We start from the raw sequence: 18,134 nt of genomic DNA on the forward strand, positions 1-18,134 counted from the left end.
AAAATGCGTTAAACATGGAGCATAAAAAATAAAAAGATATTATTTTACTATATTTTTTAAATACGTGGCAGCATAACATTTTTTATTAGTTATGCAAAACACCACCCTGGATACTTATAAGCAAGACTGCTCCTGCTAGTTCTGGATAAATATTTTCTGGTAAATTTAGGACAAACTGAGGGTCGTTACCGGTACTAACAAAAGCCACATGATCATTATCTAAAGCAGAAATTTTCAACTGGCCTATTTGAGTTAGTATAGAAGTACTAAAATCCCATTGCCAAATCACTTCATCAGCTTTGTTCCTAAGCAACATACTACTTACTAACAAATAAGCGGGGCAATTAGTGAAGTCAATTCGCAGACCTGTAAATGTCCCTTTCAAATCAGGCAACTCAAGAGAGACTCTCGCCTTTCCACCACTTAGCAACCAGCTGCTTTTTACAGCATTCGCTTCACTAAACCCTTTATTCTCAATTGACCAATACAAAGTAATATTGGTAGACTCACTTATAGGAGAGCCTGTTTTTCGAACTTTAAGGGAACTAAATTCATAAGGGTTGTTCGGCATTTTATCAGGCTGAGGTTGACCTTGAGCTTGGTTTGACAAACGCTCAATCACTGGCATGAAGTAGAAATAATCTTTTTCTGACAAAGACATCTTTAGTTCATCCATGAGTTTATCAATAAGCACATTAGGCTCTATAAATTTACTAAGCTCAGGCATAGAAATACTTGTTAATGTAGAGAGCGTAACTACCAAGCCACGATAAACCACTAAAGCTAAAGGCAGCGGTTGTTCTTCAACCCACTCCAAATCAATAAAAGACCAAGTACCATCAGACTGTAGAATTAGATTTCTAGGTATGGCATCAATAAAGTGACCTGGAAGCCATTCGCGATAATCTGTACCAAATAGATTAAAAGACATTTCATTAGGTTCAACTCGATGATCACGTAAGGCTTCTACCCATGGCAAACACCAATGAAGTATATCTTTTAAAGACCAGTTTGGTCGTTGAATTACACGATGTAATAAATCTGAATGTAGCGAGCCTGGCAAGTAAGTTTCTGGAGTTTTGGTTTCAAGTGCTAGTGTAGCCAATGTATTCAATAAAGATTGACGACGAATAGTAATCTTTTTCTTCTCTTCAACTACAAAATCAATTTGTTGACTATATTCACCGGCACGATTGGGAGAAAAATAACTAGCTAAGACCTTTTTATCTACAAAACTTGAAGTTTCTAAACTAGCAACGAATAGGTGTGAGTTAGCCAAATCTGCTGTTAGTCCATTTCGAACTACAAGCGGCCAAGCGCGCTCAAGGCTAAAAGTAGGGTCTGGTATTTTCTGTTTATCATAAGGTGCGGAGTTAGATAGCAAGGTTCCTAAATTCCAGCCAGGGATTTTTTTCTTATGACCTGAAGGATGAACTACTAACATTGGCAGCTTGTAGTCAGGGAAAGGTAGAAAAGTTTCAACCTGACTAAAGCCAGCTTCCTGAATGCGCTCTTTTAGCTCTTGATGACCAAAAGTAATTGCAGACTCATCTGTATAAAGATCATTAATCCCTGACATAATGCCAACGCCATGATCTTCAGGTGCACCTGCAAAATATTTAAGGCCTAGTTGGTTTTCAATGGCTACCAGTAAAACGCCGCTAGGTTTGAGATAAGACTTTGCTCGCTCTAACACAGCCTGTATCGGATCTTCTGCATCAACAAAGACTTGCGAATACTCCAGTACACCAATCAATGTAACCACATCGAAAGCCCCTTGAAGGGGTAAGTCTTGCAGACGGTCAGCAACTATCGTCACTGTATTCAAGTCTCTGGTGCGTGCTGCTGCAATCTCCGCACGCCTTAGAGATCCTTCCAAAGCCACAACTTCCGCACCGAGCTCACCTAAATAACGCGTGATTGCACCACAGCCACAACCTAGCTCTAACACTTTAGAAGAGGCCAGCGTTGAAGCTAAAGGACGTAAGAGATTTACACGGTCTGCTGAGAAGTGATAGGTGGAAGGCCAATCCGTTTGATGTTGAATCAAATCCTTAGAAAAGAGACTGACATCAGTAGAGGTATGCACCACATTAAGCAAGCGATCCTCAATCTCATCACCATCTGAATAATCTATGCTTTGGGCAGCAGGCCGGTGCCAAAAACCTAAAGCATCATTAAAGACATATTGCTTAGACCATTCAGGATGGCTCTTAGCCCATTGATAATTTGGCGCCTTAAACTCAATCGGTAATAGCGCAGTAGAGTTTGAGCGTTTATCAACCAGCGCTGGCAAAGCCAAATCACCTAACGCCAACTCAGCAGACGTCTTATACCAGCTCTGGGCAGCGTCAGATTTTACTGAACCATCAACAAGATCACGAGCCCGGCCTAAGCTAAGTGCAGCACCACTAAGCAACATTGCTGCGAGCTTCTTATTATCCATTTTTTTTGAAACTGATTTTATTAAATTTTCAGCCTCCTGAATTTTTCCTAACTGAAAAAAACTCAATCCTCGATAACAAGATATCAGATCATATTGTGTTGAGTCACAACATTCATTGCTTTCCAGAGAAGCTAGAGTCTCCCAAGCACCCAACTGCCAGGAAGCACTCTCAAAATCAGATAAAATCAAAGCTACTTACCTCACACTTGGATGATAACACTTGGATGATAACTTTATTTTCTTTATCATTTATAAGGGCGGATAAAGACTATGAGTGAGACACTTGTTGAATGTTTGGTGGCTATCACGATAATCAGCCATTAGATAATTCATCATTTCTATCAGATATTTAAAATCAAGGCGTATCCGAAGCCGCATATTCAGTTCGAAGACGATAGCACCCAATTCTTCCTGGCTATGCAACTGTTCGTACAAAACATACGCTTTTAACCCTTTTATCGCCTTTGTGTTAGCCATCTACAGTATAGTTTCAATAAAAATCACAACGAATAACCGAATACATTAAAGTCAAATTTGTAAATATCATAAATTTTGTCTATAACGTTAGCATCAATATCAATCTCTATATCTAAACTCATACTTTTATTTACATGTTCTAAACACAGCTCATCGGAAGGTATCTTCATTTCTTTACTTAACACTTCAACAAGATGATTAAAACCATCTTCAAACTTGAACACATCAAAATCCTGATCTAAAAACTCCACTTGTGGTCTAAGATGATTATCTAAATGAAAATTATTTTTTTCAAAAAGTTTTAAATTATTCAAAGCCCACAAGTTAAAAGGAATTATATCCAATTTTTTTAATTCTCATTGTCATCAAGAATTTATACTCGCTTATAAATCTATGGAGAGGGTGTCTTACAACAGCAAACTTGTAAGAAAAGTTACTCATTGGAAATATTTTATCAACAATATCTAAGTGAAAATGCTGTGGTGAGCATGGGAATTTTTGCTGAGTTACGCCATGTAGATAAGGTGATCTGAGTGCTATATTTGCATGCTTTTTAAGCATGTTTTCAATCGACATACCACCACACTTTGGTATATAAGAGAAATAAAACAATTCGCCTTCTTTTAAAAAAATTGGCATAAAATCAATCTCCAGGTAAAAATATATTCTCGAAAAAATCTTCAAACTTGGAAAAGTTAATTTCAAAAGATTTTGAAAACATTGACACTTTTTTAGAAGAAGCTTCTCCTCTAAATTCATAATAATTATTTTTGCAAATAGAGGCTAGCTGGTAAAAAAAAAGGTTTGGCATTGATGAAGGTACAAGATGCAAGATCTTCGCTTTTTCTTCCATAAAAACTGTATTAGTCATTGCAGCACCCGCTATTCCCACAACTACATTTGAAGCTGAAAATAACTTTATTTGCTCTGAAAAAACTAATTCGCCAGGATCAACAACCTCAAAACCTTTGCTTACTAAGTATGACTCAACTAGCTTTGCTCCCTCTAAGAACCGATTATTAGCGCTTCTACGAGTTACAAAAAGCATCTTTTCTGGTTTAGATTTACTAAGATTAGCAGATTTAAGTTCAAAAAATAGTTCTGATATCTCTGGACGCATCTTAAACGGATGCTTTGTAATTGGTGTACAATAAATTGCACGTTTAATACTTACAGGTCTATCTATTGCGACTAAATCTGGTTCAAAACCTAAAATCATTCTTAATGAGTCACGTACAACCTTGTCTAACTTAGTATTAGTGTGCCCAACTAAGATAGAAACATCACGCAAATTAATCCCAGATTCGACAATAAACTTTATTTTGGGCATTATCTCGATCAACCAATGTCCGTAATTTCTATAACCATACTTAGACAATATTAAAACTGGTTTTTCAGAGCTAATACGATCAAATGATTGAGGTTTTTGTAAACTTTCTTTATTCTTTAACGGAAAATCATGGACTGACTGAGCTACAACATTTTCATTTATAAAAAAAACACCATTAGGCATAACAATACAATCATTAATTTCAAACACAGAGACAGGATCACTACTGACACTGTAAATTTTATGATTTTTTGACACTACATCCCTAATTGATGGATCAATATCTTCATAAGAACTAATTTTAGGATTAATAGTATTGTATTCTTTTGAAGCCCACGAACCTATTAATGGAAAATTGTTTGAACTCGAAAAAAGATCAAACTCTCCTTTCGTAATCTTTTTTTCTCTGCGCGACATATCATTACCTCAAAAAAATAACACCTAACTTGCTTCAAATCTATCATAGTTGTGTAAGTCAATATACTTATCGCATATTGAGTGAATGATTTCAAATTCCTCATTCGAAAAGTATTGTCCATAATCAACATTCTTATATTTTAAATGACTAAAATCAAAATCAAATGAAGTATCTAAACTTAACTTTTCAACTATTTCACCAAAAACCTCTTTGGGATTAGTCACGAGACTTTCATACTTTATTTCAACTAAACGCTCACCTAGAAAAGGCTTAAGTGTCTGAACAATAGCAATTGATTCAGCCCAATAATTTGCGGCTCCCACTATTTCATCTACCTTTATTACTTTACCTACCATTAAACTTTTTATAACATCATATGGGTGACGAATTATATGTAAAATTTTAGCATTTGGATACTGCTCCGCTATTAGTGGAAGACCATATATATTCTGCGGAGTTTTCTCAAACCAATATTTTTTTCCTTTTATTTCTGCAACTTTCTGACAATACTTATCATTAAAATTTTTCCTTGATATTGAAGAGTTATACAACTCATAGAACAATTCATTTGAGATACCATCCAGTTCTCTATGATACTTCAATGTTTTATTGTTTGCATAAATAGAATCATACTCGCCACCTCTAAATGGTGCCGCCCATCTAAACACATGCGTTTCCTCCGGGGAATACAAATCATCAATCTGCTTGAATAAGTCCCTTAGCATAGTGGTACCAGACCTAGGTGCGCCTAGTAAAAAAAATGGTTCAATTTTATTTCTTAACATTAGACTATCCTTCCTTTTAAAACTTCAAGTATTTGACTTGGATCATTTTGAAAACCAAGATCTAAAACCATACCTTTTTGATAATCTTTAACCCTTTCAGCTGGTGCTCCTAAGTTAAAAACAGCTAAAGGATAGCCAAGCTGCATTACCTCATCTGTCGTATAAGAAAATGTTTCAGGCCATATTGAAGGTATAAAGAAAAGTGTTACATTTTCTTCTTTGACCATATTTGGAAGTTTCTCAATATTATACCGGCCCGTTGCTTTTAAAGCAGAGGAGTTAATTTTTATCGAAGTGTCACCAAATACAACAATTCTCGCATTAATACTATTCTTCTCAATATACTCTGCAAGGTCTTTCAGAACATAGATGCCCTTGGCTTCATTTATTCCGCCTAACACTCCAATAACTAATTCTTCGTGTAGTTGAAGGTTCTGAGGTTTATAAATTTTATCAAACCGTCCAGCAATATCATGAGGTAATAGCTTTATTTTCGACTGCAAACCGTCAAATGCCTTTAGAAGTATATCAGTGCTAGCTTGAGAAAACGTTAAAATTTCATCAGAAGCTTGAAGTAATTGATTCCAAACTTTTCTCCACGTGTAAATATCTTGATTTTTAGTAAACTGCTTGAATTCCTTATCGCTGTTTTTTAGGCATTTCTGACAGATAGAAAGGTCTAAAGGAACGCCACAGTATTCCCCCTCGTCATTAAGTAATGTGAATGAAGGACATATCGGGTAGTAGTCATGTATAGGGACTACGATTTTTTGCTTTCTTTTATTTGTAAGGATGTCCTCTATGAGCCCTTCTATTCCTCCATAGCCAACTATAGAATTGATAAAAATTTCATCAACATCTATTACATTTAAAACAAATGGTATTATTCCATCTAGTGATTCTGATTTAATATTACTCAGGTTTTCTGAGAAGTTTAGCTTTATATTGTAAAGCTCTTCATGAAACTCATGTTTAACCACGATAGATAAAATATTTTTTTCCTTTAATTTTTCTATCTTGTTTTCCAAATACTGAGCAGCTCCACCACCCAAGCCATGATCGAAAAATAAAACTACTTTTTTGCCTTGCGATTGAATTTGAAAATCTATAACTTTTCTTATTGGACTCAATTCATTTTTATGTATCGTTTTTGCAACATCACGATCATAATAAGGGTACCTTTCGTTAATTATTTCTAAATTTTTTTGTATTAATTTTAGTTTTTCTTCAGAAGGGAATGAACCCCCGTGCTTATGATAAACATAAAGATTCGGCACGTGTATATTTTTAAAACCTAAATTCACAGCGCGTTGACAAAAATCGTTTTCCTCCCCGTACCCTTTGCCAAATGCCACATCAAACATTCCGATTTTTTCAACTAAATCTTTATTAACACCCATACAGAAACCAATACCTGTAGGAATTTCAATATAGGCATCTTCAAGTGAAACTTTTTTAAAGAAACTATCTATCTCATCAACATTAAAGCCACTAGGTATTTCATTGTCATTTAGATATTCCGGAAAGCTACAAATTGTTCCAGAATTTGTAAAAGGTGTCGTTGTAGCTATATCATCTATTTTAAATAATGGATACATCAGTCTTTCTAACCAACCTTTTGGCACTTCAGTATCTGTGTTTAATAAAACAAAATGATTTTCTGCTAAGTCAGATAGTTTATTAACAGTGCCCACAAAGCCCATATTTTTTTTATTTTCAATAAGCACTAAGTTTTTATGCTCATCCTTTAAAGATTGAAGATAAGGTAGAACCCTTTTGTCAGTGCTACAATCATTTGCAACAAAAACCCTAAAAGGAATTGTAGTATTCTTATAAACGCTTTTAAAAAGAGGCTCTAAATATTCGTATCCGTTATATACAGGTATTAATATATCAATTGGTTTTTCAGGAAAAAAATTATGGCTTTCTTTTGAATTAAACTTTTTTTGCAACACTTTAAAATCTACAAGACCATAGTCTTCATCTGCAATTTTCAGACCTTGAGCCTTACCCTGGGTAATAAAGTGTTCAATCGGATTGGAATTTAGCAGTGATCCCACTTGTTCAACATAGAATGATGTATCAAAAGACTTTGATGGTTTCCGATTTTCTCTCCATCCATACTTAGTATAATGTTCATAAGGGTCAATTTTTGCATTTTTTACATCTTGATATGTTTTTAAATAAAATTCTGCATCCCATATTCCTTCTTTTTTTGCTAATTCTTTTATTTTATTTTTTGTGTGTTGAGAATCGATAATTTTAGAATTATTCTTACCAAGATTCTTTTCTGCTAGCTCAAGATTAAACTGAAGAGTCTCTTTTAAGTTAGAGTTTTCTTTTATTGCTTTACTGTACTGCTTTATCGCTTTCTCGAAATCTTTATCTTTGAATGCCTTATTACCTAGTTCTAGGTAACTATAAGACTTATCAACCATTTCCTTACTCCAGTAACTTTATATCTATAGCCATTGCAAACGGCTAGATTGTAGGTTGAGACTCACCTGAGCGCATGCGATTTATATAACTTAGCCTGTCTATAAGTTTTTAATAACTTGGCAGCAACGCAGTCGGTTTCTAACCGTTCAAGCGCACTCTAAAAGCTATTCTTTATCAAAGAGCAGCTTTTAGATTCAACAGCCCGTGATTAACTTTAGAAAACAAATATCTGATTTTCACTTATAGAAAACTGAAGCTAAAGCCAAAACAATAGAACTTAAAAATATTGAAAGCAAGTACTTTATACCCCGACTACTGCAAAATTGTTCTGACTAGACCGATGGACAGATCTTATCTTAGGTTTTCTCACGGCTAATTTGTAGACTCTTATTTTACATGCTTTTATTTTTAACTTTTTTACCTAAATTAGATCGATACATGTCTATTAGTAGTAAAAGGTGACTTAAGACATCAAGTCTTGCGCACTTGCAGACCTCTTAACTTATACGCTACTACTAATTAACATGAAGCGACAAACGTGAGTACATAAGACAGAACTGCAACAAGAACGGTCGCGCTGTGCTGTTTTGATGATCAGTTTATAGACCTTGAATTCCAAAGGATCGCTTAAACAGGTGCTAACTGTTTCTAGATGAAATTAATTAGTCATAACTTCAAACTTCGGACATTCTTTCCAGCTCTGCGCCTGGCCTTCATCATCCTTACCAGAAAGCTGAGGTGGCTTGCCATCCACCAGCGGCCATTCAATGCCGACTGTGCTGTCGTTCCAAAGCAGTGAGTACTCATCACCAGGGTTATAGTAATCAGTACACTTGTACTGAAACTCAGCTTCATCACTGGTTACATAGAAGGCATGAGCAAAACCTGGCGGCACCCATAGCATCTGTTTGTTCTCTTCGCTGAGCATGGCGCCTACCCATTGGCCAAAGGTGGAGCTGCCTTCCCGCAAGTCTACCGCTACATCAAACACTTCGCCTTTGGTGACACGTACCAGTTTGCCTTGCGGCTTTTCCAGTTGGTAATGCAAGCCGCGCAGTATGCCCTGCTTGGATTTGCTGTGGTTATCCTGCACGAAGGTGTAGTTACCGCAGTGCTGTTCAAATTCTGACTGGCGGAAGGTTTCCATAAAGAAGCCACGCTCGTCGCCGAAGACTTGGGGAGTAAGGAGGACAACATCTGGAATAGCGAGTTTTTCGTAGTTCATATAAGGGCCGTGAATGGTGAATGGTGAATGGTGAATGGTGAATGGCTCAATCGTTGCTGAGCAGTCTGTCTTTGAGTAGCAGATCCTTGATCAACTCCAGCTGGGCTTCAGCGCGTTCAAGCTCAATATTCAGCTTATTCTGGCGTTCGTCGGTGGCTTTTACCTCTTCACGCAGCTGCTGGTTTTCCTGCTGCTGTTCACGATGCTGTTGGCGTAGCGTTTCCTGCTGCTTATTGAGCTTGTCACGTTCCTGCTTCAGCTGTGCTACTTCTGCCTGTACTTTTTCTTTAGCAGCAGCCTGATCGTCGCGCTGCTTTTTAAGCTGGTCTATTACTGCCTGCGCTTTATCTTTAGCGGCTGCTTGCTCATCACGTGCTTTTTTGAGCTGGTCTACTTCTGCCTGGGCTTTCTCTTTCGCTGCTGCTTGTTCATCATGCGCTTTTTTAAGCTGGTCACGTTGCTGCTTTAGCTCGCTGACTTCGGTGTGGGCGGCTTCCAAAGCTTTGCTTTGCTCAGCATGCTGTTGGCTTAGCTTTTCATGGTTCTGCTTTAGCTGCTCTATTTCTGTCTGCGCTTTGTCTTGCGCAGCGGCTTGTTTATCGTGGGCTTCTTGTAGCTGGTCACGCTGTTGCTCTAACCTGTCGGCTTTTTCTTGCTGTGCTTTTAACTGAGTGTAGAGTGGATTGCGTGTGTATTCCAGCAGGATGAAATCTGGGTCATCGGCCAGAGTATCTTCCAGCTCGAAACCAAGCTCGGCACAGCTTGCTTGCAAAGCTGCCTGGTTTGGCATGCCTTCATAAAGTGCTTCTTCACTGGTGCGTACCCAGAGCCTTTGAAGGCTGTGTAAATGCCCCTGTGCTTCCAGGCTTTGTAGCAGGGCTAGGGCACTTTCTGGCTGTTCTAGCACTAAATGGGTAATTGATGCCTCTTCCAGCTGATGCGCTTTAAGGGCTGCGTCAAGCGGCTGTGTTTCAAGCGCTACCTGCTGCGTCTCTTCTAGGCCGGGGTAAAGCGCTTTTAACCCCGTAGCCGGGGCAAGGCTGTTTAGCTCAGGGAGGTTATATTGGTAAAGAACCGCCTCCACTCCTTGTGGCGTAATAGGGTGTTCCGCCAAGTAACATGCAGATACTGACTTGTTTAATGCTTTTACACTAGCTGCATCTTGACCCAGTGAGGCAACTAGCACTGCTTGATCCGCTTGGGCTTGCTGAATCAATGCCCGGCTTTCATCACGCAATGCGCCGATATGAACCCATAGAAGTGTTTTCGCAGATGCCATTAGCGAGTCTCCTCATCTTGAGTGGCTTGGCTGCTGGCATCAGTCGCCTCTTGGCCTGAGCTTTGCGGTGATGGAAGCTGTAGTTGCTCGTAATTTGTCTTACGCCGCTCCATCTGCCCATGGCGCAGAAAATGTATCAACGGGTTGTCACCTGCAGTGGCAACATCAGGGTACTGAGTGATATAGAACTCGGTATTGAAATGCGGGCTGGGGTTACGGCCTTCCAGTGCCCCGAATTTAAGATAGTGTTCTGCTGGGTTAGCTTTGGCCTCTGCCAGGTCAGGATACTGCTCTTGATACCAGTGGGCATCGAAATAAGAGCTTGCATTAATAAGCGATGACTGTTGACGAAGCGTTTTGCGGTAAGCACGGCTATAGCGGTAGGTGGCCGTAATAAAGCGATAGGCATGGGATTTAAGCCACTGGTTCCAGGCGTCGCGTTCATGCAATGCTTGCTGGAACTCTGACTTCAACACATTAAGCTGCTTCTGAGTGCGTTCAAGGCGCTGCTTGAGTGCTTCTTGGTCAAGTTGTTGTGCTTTTTTATCCGTATGTAGCTGTTGCAGCTGCACCAGACGACGCTCAAGCTGTTGTAGTGCACTTTCACGCTGTTGTACGGCAACGTTGTGTTGATGAGTCAGCCTGTCGCGCTGTTTAACCAGTTCATCACGCTCGTATAACTTACTTTCCAGAAGCTCCTGCACGCGGTGTAACTCAGCGATGACCATGGCATTTTCTTCTTGCAAGCCGGCCATTGAGGTCTGGGTTTCTGCTAGCTTTTTCCGCGTTTGTGCATGTGCGTCTTTTTCAGACTGATTCTGCTGCTTAAGTGCTTTAAGCTCTTTCTCAGTGCTTTCATGAAGCGGCTTTAATTTGGCCAGCTCTTCCGCTTTCTTATTGGCGGCATTGCGCTCATTGAGCGTTTTTTCCAGCGCCTCCTGCACGCGGTGCAGTTCAGCGATGACCATGTCGTTTTCTTCTTGCAGTGCCGATAACTGCTGCTCTTTTTCCTGCTTTAGGTTATCGCGCTGCTTGGTCAGCTCATCCAGCTGTTTTTTGCTGGCGGCATGTTGCTGAGTCTGCTCCTGGCGTAGGTTGTCACGTTGTTTAGTCAGTTCATCCAGCTGCTTTTTGCTAGCGGCCTGCTGCTCAGCCTGCTGGTGTTTAAGCTGCTCTAGATTCTGCTGGAGGTTAGCTGTTTGCTGGACATGCTGCTGGTGGTGCAATAAGGCACCGTTAACCTGATCAGTTAGCGCTTCGCTCGTTTTATAGGCTAACTCGCTGCTGGTGAATAGCCGTGTGGCTGTTTGCGTTAGCGTTTCACTAGCGTCTACCAACTGCTTTGCTGCCAGCGTATAAATTGGCGAGTGCTCCGGCACTGGCAAGGTGGCCAGTGTCATGTCATCCATGGCCGGTGACTCACCGCCGGGTTCTGCTGCTACTAGCTTCAACTGGCGGCGATGCGAACGAAAGAGCTTCAGCAACGCAGTGGCAAGCTGTTGCCAGTCTTCAAGTGCTTCATCACTTTGCTTACCATCGGCCAGCAGCGCGGCAATATAGGCTACCGGGCTTGGCCATACGATAATCGCCTTATTCATCGTGGCATCTTGATTCAACCACTGGCTAACGCTTTCAAGCACTTGTTCAGAGAGTGATTCTAACAATAGCGCTTGCTGGTTTTCTTCTGTTTTTTCTGCTTCGTCGCTGTGTTCTGGCTGTGGGGCTGCCGCAGGCGATTCTGCCTTTAATGCCTCTAGCGTCAGCATTTGCGTTCCTGCAGGCAGTCGTAATTCTGGCTCACGCGTCATGGCGTGTATGCCGGTATAAATCACCAACGGCATGGTTTTTAAGCTCCGTTTTTAAATTTAGGCCACGAATGAACACGGATAACCACGGATAAACCCAAACCCTTTTTTTAAAAAAATATTTTTGGTTTTTCGCTTTTGACCTATCCGTGGTTATCCGTGTTCATCCGTGGCAAGAGAGGTGTTTTTATGAGTGCCCGTGGCTAAAGATTAGCGTTGCGTTGTTACTAAGCGCTGGAGGTATTGGCCGTATTGGGTTTTGGCCAGGGGCTTGGCGAGTTCCAGCAGGCGTTCGTTAGTGATCCAGCCGTTTTGCCAGGCGATTTCTTCCAGGCAGGCGATTTTCAGCCCTTGGCGGTGTTCAACCGTTTGCACGTATTGGCTGGCTTCCAGCAGGCTGTCGTGGGTGCCGGTATCCAGCCAGGCAAAACCACGGCCTAGACGTTCAACGCGCAGGTCGCCGCGTTCCAGATAGGTGTTGTTGACGCTGGTAATTTCCAACTCGCCACGCTCGGAGGGCTGCACCTTTTTGGCAATTTCTACTACGTCGTTATCGTAGAAATAAAGGCCGGTAACGGCATGGCTGGATTTAGGCTTGGCAGGCTTTTCTTCAATGGAAATGGCTTTGCTGTCTTCACAAAATTCCACCACACCAAAACGCTCTGGATCTTTTACCAGATAGCCAAAGACACTCGCACCGCTGGGCTGATCGCTTGCGCGTTTTAGCTGCTCTGAGAAGTGCTGGCCATGGAAGATGTTATCGCCCAGCACCAGGCAAACGGGGCTATCGCCAATGAATTCTTCGCCAATGATAAACGCTTGTGCGAGGCCATCCGGGCTTGGCTGTACGGCGTATTCGAAATGTACGCCAAAATCGCTGCCGTCACCAAGCAGGCTTTCATATTGGGGAAGATCTTCCGGGGTGGAGATAATCAGGATCTCGCGAATACCGGCCAGCATGAGTACTGAGACGGGATAGTAGATCATCGGTTTGTCGTAAACAGGCAAAAGCTGTTTGGAGACACCGCGGGTAATGGGGTGCAGGCGAGTGCCGGAACCACCGGCAAGGATAATGCCCTTGCGGTTTGGGGGGGTACTCATACTTATCTCCTTTTGAGGGATTTTTTTGCCACGGATAAAACCGTTTTAGGCCACGGACACTCACGGACAACACGGACAAGGTCAAAACCAAAAACCAATAAATTAAAAACCAAAAAGAATTTAAGGTTTTGTCCGTGTCGTCCGTGAGTGTCCGTGGCAAAACAGTTTTTTTATCTGTGGCGAATAACGTTTTTTAATTACTGATAGCTTGTTGGTGCTCTATGAGATGTATCAAAGAGGATAATGCCGACTCGTTTTATATTTTGGCGTAGTGCATCATTGCTGAGTGTATTCTCATTCAGCACATCGAAAAAGTACGGCAAGGGAAGCACTTCATTTAACTGATCCGCAAGTTGGGTAACGGTATCATCGGTTACCGCATGCCCTTGAATCATAAGATCCACATCAGACCCTTGCCGGTAGCCTCCCTTGGCCCGCGACCCAAACAACACCACCCTTTCAATAGTAGGAAAGTGAGCTGCGGCTTGGCGAATTAGCGCAATATCATCGTGCTTCAAGCCGGTTTGCTTATTAAGACTCATAAGTGACTTTTTCTGCGAAGTTATCGTACAGTTTGCTTAATAGCGGGTAATAAGCTGTGCGAATTTTTTCCTCCACAAGCTGAGCGGTGGTTTCATTATAGGTATGTGTCGTGAGGTTGCGGTCTTCCAGTGCCTGGATCCAAGCGTGACCGTCTTCAATCAGACCTGATTGGAAAGCCTGTTTAATGGCCGAACGGGGGCTATTTACCTGAAAGCCTTCCGCCTGCTGATAGTCCTTGAGCAATTTCCAAGACAGCTCGAACGCCATTTCAAAGAACTGAATAATACCGGCTCGTTCAACAACGCTGGGCTTCTGTATTCCGATAGACTCTTTAAGCAACGCGTAGGCACTACCAAATTGCTGGTAACGTTGCTTCCAGCGTATATCGTGGTCACTCATGTCGTGGCCTCCTGCAGCGTCAGCACCAGTTGTGCTTGCCAGCTGGGCAAGGTAATGCCCAAGGCATTTTCCAGCTTATCTAACGCCATGCGTGAGTTAAGCGGGCGCTGAGCGGGGGTTGGGTATTCCGCTGTGGGGATGCCGCCGGTGTTTTCTGGGGTAATCGCCAGTGCTTCACCCTGCTCGCGGGCTTGTTTGAAAATCTCGCTGGCGAAGCCGTGCCAGCTGGTTTCACCTCTGGGGGCGAGGTGGTAGATCCCTGTTGGGATGTGAATAGTGAACGGTGAATCGTGAATGGTGAGTGGTGAATGGTGAACAGTGAATGCTAGTGCAGTGATCTGGGCGATCAGGCGGGCGGGGGTGGGCGCGCCGATCTGGTCGTTGACGATGTTGAGTGCTTCCCGCTCACGCCCCAGGCGTAACATGGTTTTCATGAAGTTGTTGCCACGGGCGGCGTAGACCCAGCTGGTGCGGAAGATAAGATGCTGGCAGCCGCTGTTGACCACGGCGTCATCGCCTTCCAGCTTGGTTTGGCCGTAAACGCTGAGCGGCCCGGTGGGGCTGTCTTCCTGCCAGGGCGTTTCGCCATCGCCTGGGTAGACGTAATCTGAGGAGTAATGCACCAAGGCGGCGTTGTTGGCCGCAGCGTATTCCGCCAGCTGAGCGGGCAAGCCGGCGTTAAGGCGCTTGGCCTGTTCTGGCTCGCTTTCGGCTTTATCAACGGCGGTGTAGGCCGCGGCGTTGAGAATTAAGCCGGGTTGATGCTTGGCCAAGTAAGCGTCTACTGCTTGGGCGTTGGTTAAATCGAGCTCTGCGCGCCGTGGTGCCATTACATTACCCAGCAAGCAGAATTGGCGTTCTAGCTCGAAGCCAACCTGGCCGTTACCGCCAGTGATGAGAATATTCATAGTAAACCCTTTTAGGCCACGGATGAACACGGATAATCACGGATAAGGTCAAAAGCGAAAAACCAAAAATATTTTAAAAAAAGGTTTTGGGGTTTATCCGTGGTTATCCGTGTTCATCCGTGGCTAATGTTTTACGTGGCTAAAATTTAAATAACGATTCTTTTGATAGATACTTTTGGGTAAGTGAAATTGACAAGCAAACCAATCGGCATGCCAGTAGCACGCAAGTAGTTTATGACCTGTGCTTCGGCTGATGCTGGCATCTGTGATTGAGCTTTAAGCTCGAGAATTACTCTATCCTCTACGAGAATATCCAGACGGTGCTTTCCCACCAACTGATGCTTGTAATAGATATCAACAGGCCTTTCAGTTTCAACTTTTAACCCTTGGGATGATAGCTCTATGGCTAGCGCTTTTTGATAAACACTTTCTAAAAAGCCTGCCCCCAACTGGTTACTGACTTCGAAAATGGCGCCTCTAACTCTATACGTTAACTCTTCTTCCTTGAGCATTTTTTATCCTTTACGGCTACGGATAAAACCGTTTTTGCCACGGATGAACACGGATAACCACGGATAAGGTCAAAAGCGAAAAACCAAAAATATTTTTTAAAAAAAGGGTTTGGGGTTTATCCGTGGTTATCCGTGTTCATCCGTGGCCCAAATGGTTTTTAGCCGTGTTCATCCGTGGCTGCTTTTATTACTTCCTACAGACTGCCGAGGCGTTGGCCTTGGTAGCTGCCGTCTTGTACGCGTTGCCACCATTGGCGGTTTTCCAGGTACCATTGTACGGTTTTGCGTAGGCCGGTTTCGAAGGTTTCTTCTGGCACCCAGCCGAGTTCACGTTCTATCTTGCTGGCGTCGATAGCGTAGCGTACATCGTGACCGGGGCGGTCGGTGACGAAGGTAATCAGTTCTTTGTGTGAGCGCTGCGCTTGTGAGGCGTGAGCGCCCTGCGGGCTGGTGAGGGGTGCGGGGGTGCTCCTAACTCCTAACTCCTCACTCCTCACATCTAACTTCTCACTGGGCACCAGCTCGTCCAGTATCTCGCAGATAGTTTCCACAACGTGCAGGTTCGTTTGCTCATTATGCCCGCCGATGTTGTAGGTCTCGCCGATTTCGCCTTCGCTGGCGACCTTGATCAGGGCGCGGGCGTGGTCTTCCACATACAGCCAATCGCGGATCTGCTGGCCATTGCCGTAAACCGGTAGCGGCTTACCGGCCAGGGCGTTGAGGATCATCAGCGGGATCAGCTTTTCCGGAAAGTGGAAGGGGCCGTAGTTGTTGGAGCAGTTGGTGACTAGGGTCGGCAGGCCGTAGGTGCGCTGCCAGGCGCGAACAAGGTGATCGGAACTCGCCTTGCTGGCGGAATACGGTGAGCTGGGCGCGTAGGGCGTTTCTTCGGTGAAGAGATCGTCGGTGCCTTCCAGGTCGCCATACACTTCATCGGTGGAGATATGGTGAAAGCGGAATTCAGCGGCCTTGGTGGCATCGATTTCCTGCAGGGCTTTCCAGTAGGCGCGGGCGGCTTCCAGGAGTACCGCCGTGCCAACGACGTTGGTCTGGATAAATTCTGCGGGGCCGTCGATGGAGCGGTCTACATGGCTTTCAGCGGCCAGGTGCATAACGATATCCGGCTGGTGCTGTTCGAACAGTTGCTGCATGGCCGTGGCGTCACAGATATCTGCCTGCGCAAAGGTATAGCGCTCGCTGTTTTCAATGCTGGTCAGCGATTCAAGGTTACCGGCGTAGGTCAATTTATCAAGATTGATAACTCGGTGAGCGGTATTGTTGATCAGCTCGCGAACAACGGCTGAGCCAATAAAACCGGCGCCGCCGGTAATCAGGAAAGTCTTTGCTGCCATGGATTCCAGTTCCTTGCTTTATGCTGTTTTTAAATACTGTGTTAAACAACGTCGTGTATTTGTATGTCAATGTGTTTGCTGTGAATCACCCGCTTCTTCTTTAAGCGCTTCAATATGACGATGTACGTTTTCCAGCTGTTTGTTACGCTTTTCGATATCGTCTCTGAAGTGCTTGCGGTAGATCGGCAATAGTTCATGCTGTTTGGCGACTTCGAGCGCCCTTTCTGCTTCAGCCCGCTTTTCTTTTACGTGTTCGAGAAACTGGTACGCTTCGGGAAGTGTTCCCGGCATGCTGGGAAAACGTTGTGATTGCGGGGCTGAAGATGCTGTTTTGGCGGATGTGGCCACTGCCGTTTTTTTATTGGCTTTGGCGTTATCGACATCTGCGTGGTAGTGCTCGATGGCTTCGTTCACATCGTCATACCAGGTTGCCTGGCCATCCTGTAGGTAAACACCTGCCTCGCATAGGTCTTTCAGAATACCTTCGGAGTGCGAGACCATGATAATGGAGGCCTGGCCAATCTTGGACTTGAACAGCTGCGTGGCTTTTTCTTTGAAGGCGCGATCACCTACAGCAGTCGCTTCATCCGAAATATACACATCAAAGTTAAACGCTAGGGATAAACCAAACGAAATGCGTGAGCGCATACCTGAAGAGTAAGTACGGATAGGTTCATCAAAGGCGTCACCGATTTCCGCGAAGTCTTCAACAAACTGAATGATTCTTTTCACGTCATCGGAACCACTGCCCTGGGCACGCGCTACGAACTTGACGTTCTGGCGGCCAGTCATATTCCCCTGCATGCCACCGGCCAGCCCCACCGGCCAGGAAACACGGCTATGGCGAATGACTTCTCCCCTCTCAGGGGTATCCATACCGGCAATCAGCTTCAGTAGCGTGGATTTGCCCGCGCCGTTAGCACCAATCAGGCCGACACTGACGTTTTTGGGGAAGGTCAGGTTGATGTCTTTCAACACCCAATCGCTGCCGTGGTGGTTGTGGTAGCGCTTGTAGAGGTTTTTGACTTCGATCATTGGGTTACTACGCAGAATATATTGGGCTTTTTGGCCAAGAAAAACTTGTTTAGCCACGGACAACCACGGATAAGGTCAAA

At 43.4% G+C, this 18,134-nt stretch carries 16 protein-coding genes; all 16 read right to left on the minus strand.

Annotated elements, in window-relative coordinates; translation table 11 throughout:
* Positions 1-85 precede the first annotated feature (85 nt).
* Positions 86-2,635 (minus strand): class I SAM-dependent methyltransferase, encoded by a 2,550-nt coding sequence (locus tag OR573_12005; protein XGA79220.1) that lies wholly within the window; start codon positions 2,633-2,635, stop codon positions 86-88.
* A gap of 311 nt (positions 2,636-2,946) precedes the next feature.
* Positions 2,947-3,267 (minus strand): sulfotransferase family 2 domain-containing protein, encoded by a 321-nt coding sequence (locus tag OR573_12010; protein XGA79221.1) that lies wholly within the window; start codon positions 3,265-3,267, stop codon positions 2,947-2,949.
* Positions 3,248-3,562 (minus strand): sulfotransferase family 2 domain-containing protein, encoded by a 315-nt coding sequence (locus OR573_12015; GenBank protein XGA79222.1) that lies wholly within the window; start codon positions 3,560-3,562, stop codon positions 3,248-3,250. Before OR573_12015 ends, OR573_12010 begins: the two co-directional genes overlap by 20 nt.
* 4 nt (positions 3,563-3,566) lie before the next feature.
* Positions 3,567-4,670: a glycosyltransferase family 61 protein gene (locus OR573_12020; protein ID XGA79223.1), complete on the minus strand. Its 1,104-nt coding sequence runs from the start codon at positions 4,668-4,670 to the stop codon at positions 3,567-3,569.
* 24 nt (positions 4,671-4,694) lie between these two features.
* The gene (locus OR573_12025; GenBank protein ID XGA79224.1) at positions 4,695-5,456 is read right to left on the minus strand and encodes a sulfotransferase; all 762 of its coding nucleotides are present in this window, start codon (positions 5,454-5,456) and stop codon (positions 4,695-4,697) included.
* Entirely contained in the window at positions 5,456-7,894 is a 2,439-nt protein-coding gene (locus OR573_12030) for a glycosyltransferase (GenBank protein XGA79225.1), read from the minus strand. Before OR573_12030 ends, OR573_12025 begins: the two co-directional genes overlap by 1 nt.
* 659 nt (positions 7,895-8,553) lie before the next feature.
* Complete coding sequence (gene rfbC, locus OR573_12035) at positions 8,554-9,120, minus strand: dTDP-4-dehydrorhamnose 3,5-epimerase (protein ID XGA79226.1); 567 nt, start codon at positions 9,118-9,120, stop codon at positions 8,554-8,556.
* A 46-nt stretch (positions 9,121-9,166) separates the two neighbouring features.
* On the minus strand, positions 9,167-10,399 hold the full coding sequence (locus OR573_12040) for a hypothetical protein (protein XGA79227.1): 1,233 nt from the start codon (positions 10,397-10,399) through the stop codon (positions 9,167-9,169).
* Positions 10,399-12,240 (minus strand): hypothetical protein, encoded by a 1,842-nt coding sequence (locus OR573_12045; GenBank protein XGA79228.1) that lies wholly within the window; start codon positions 12,238-12,240, stop codon positions 10,399-10,401. The genes OR573_12040 and OR573_12045 overlap by 1 nt, the downstream gene beginning before the upstream one ends.
* Before the next feature lie 174 nt (positions 12,241-12,414).
* Complete coding sequence (gene rfbA / locus OR573_12050; GenBank protein ID XGA79229.1) at positions 12,415-13,305, minus strand: glucose-1-phosphate thymidylyltransferase RfbA; 891 nt, start codon at positions 13,303-13,305, stop codon at positions 12,415-12,417.
* Positions 13,306-13,502: 197 nt separating this feature from the next.
* Entirely contained in the window at positions 13,503-13,823 is a 321-nt protein-coding gene (locus OR573_12055) for a nucleotidyltransferase domain-containing protein (GenBank protein ID XGA79230.1), read from the minus strand.
* Between the two features lie 13 nt (positions 13,824-13,836).
* Entirely contained in the window at positions 13,837-14,247 is a 411-nt protein-coding gene (locus OR573_12060) for a nucleotidyltransferase substrate binding protein (GenBank protein ID XGA79231.1), read from the minus strand.
* Entirely contained in the window at positions 14,244-15,155 is a 912-nt protein-coding gene (gene rfbD, locus OR573_12065; protein XGA79232.1) for a dTDP-4-dehydrorhamnose reductase, read from the minus strand. The genes OR573_12060 and rfbD overlap by 4 nt, the downstream gene beginning before the upstream one ends.
* 146 nt (positions 15,156-15,301) lie before the next feature.
* Positions 15,302-15,667 carry a GxxExxY protein gene (locus OR573_12070; protein ID XGA79233.1) on the minus strand — a complete coding sequence of 122 codons (366 nt, stop codon included), beginning with the start codon at positions 15,665-15,667 and terminating at the stop codon, positions 15,302-15,304.
* A 194-nt stretch (positions 15,668-15,861) separates the two neighbouring features.
* On the minus strand, positions 15,862-17,019 hold the full coding sequence (rfbB, locus tag OR573_12075) for a dTDP-glucose 4,6-dehydratase (GenBank protein ID XGA79234.1): 1,158 nt from the start codon (positions 17,017-17,019) through the stop codon (positions 15,862-15,864).
* A 66-nt stretch (positions 17,020-17,085) separates the two neighbouring features.
* Positions 17,086-18,054, minus strand: a complete 969-nt coding sequence (locus tag OR573_12080; protein XGA79235.1) for an ABC transporter ATP-binding protein — start codon at positions 18,052-18,054, stop codon at positions 17,086-17,088.
* Between the last annotated feature and the right edge of the window lie 80 nt (positions 18,055-18,134).

It is taken from the genome of Halomonas sp. CH40 (genome assembly GCA_041875495.1).
Lineage (GTDB): Bacteria > Pseudomonadota > Gammaproteobacteria > Pseudomonadales > Halomonadaceae > Vreelandella.

Bases quoted from the DNA above. Each gene is read 5' to 3' on its own strand.
- OR573_12030 (XGA79225.1), bottom strand. From the start codon at position 7,894: ATGGTTGATAAGTCTTATAGTTACCTAGAACTAGGTAATAAGGCATTC.
- OR573_12080 (XGA79235.1), bottom strand. From the start codon at position 18,054: ATGATCGAAGTCAAAAACCTCTACAAGCGCTACCACAACCACCACGGC.
- OR573_12040 (XGA79227.1), bottom strand. From the start codon at position 10,399: ATGGCATCTGCGAAAACACTTCTATGGGTTCATATCGGCGCATTGCGT.
- rfbA (XGA79229.1), bottom strand. From the start codon at position 13,305: ATGAGTACCCCCCCAAACCGCAAGGGCATTATCCTTGCCGGTGGTTCC.
- rfbC (XGA79226.1), bottom strand. From the start codon at position 9,120: ATGAACTACGAAAAACTCGCTATTCCAGATGTTGTCCTCCTTACTCCC.
- rfbD (XGA79232.1), bottom strand. From the start codon at position 15,155: ATGAATATTCTCATCACTGGCGGTAACGGCCAGGTTGGCTTCGAGCTA.
- OR573_12045 (XGA79228.1), bottom strand. From the start codon at position 12,240: ATGCCGTTGGTGATTTATACCGGCATACACGCCATGACGCGTGAGCCA.
- rfbB (XGA79234.1), bottom strand. From the start codon at position 17,019: ATGGCAGCAAAGACTTTCCTGATTACCGGCGGCGCCGGTTTTATTGGC.
- OR573_12025 (XGA79224.1), bottom strand. From the start codon at position 5,456: ATGTTAAGAAATAAAATTGAACCATTTTTTTTACTAGGCGCACCTAGG.
- OR573_12060 (XGA79231.1), bottom strand. From the start codon at position 14,247: ATGAGTGACCACGATATACGCTGGAAGCAACGTTACCAGCAATTTGGT.
- OR573_12070 (XGA79233.1), bottom strand. From the start codon at position 15,667: ATGCTCAAGGAAGAAGAGTTAACGTATAGAGTTAGAGGCGCCATTTTC.
- OR573_12020 (XGA79223.1), bottom strand. From the start codon at position 4,670: ATGTCGCGCAGAGAAAAAAAGATTACGAAAGGAGAGTTTGATCTTTTT.
- OR573_12015 (XGA79222.1), bottom strand. From the start codon at position 3,562: ATGCCAATTTTTTTAAAAGAAGGCGAATTGTTTTATTTCTCTTATATA.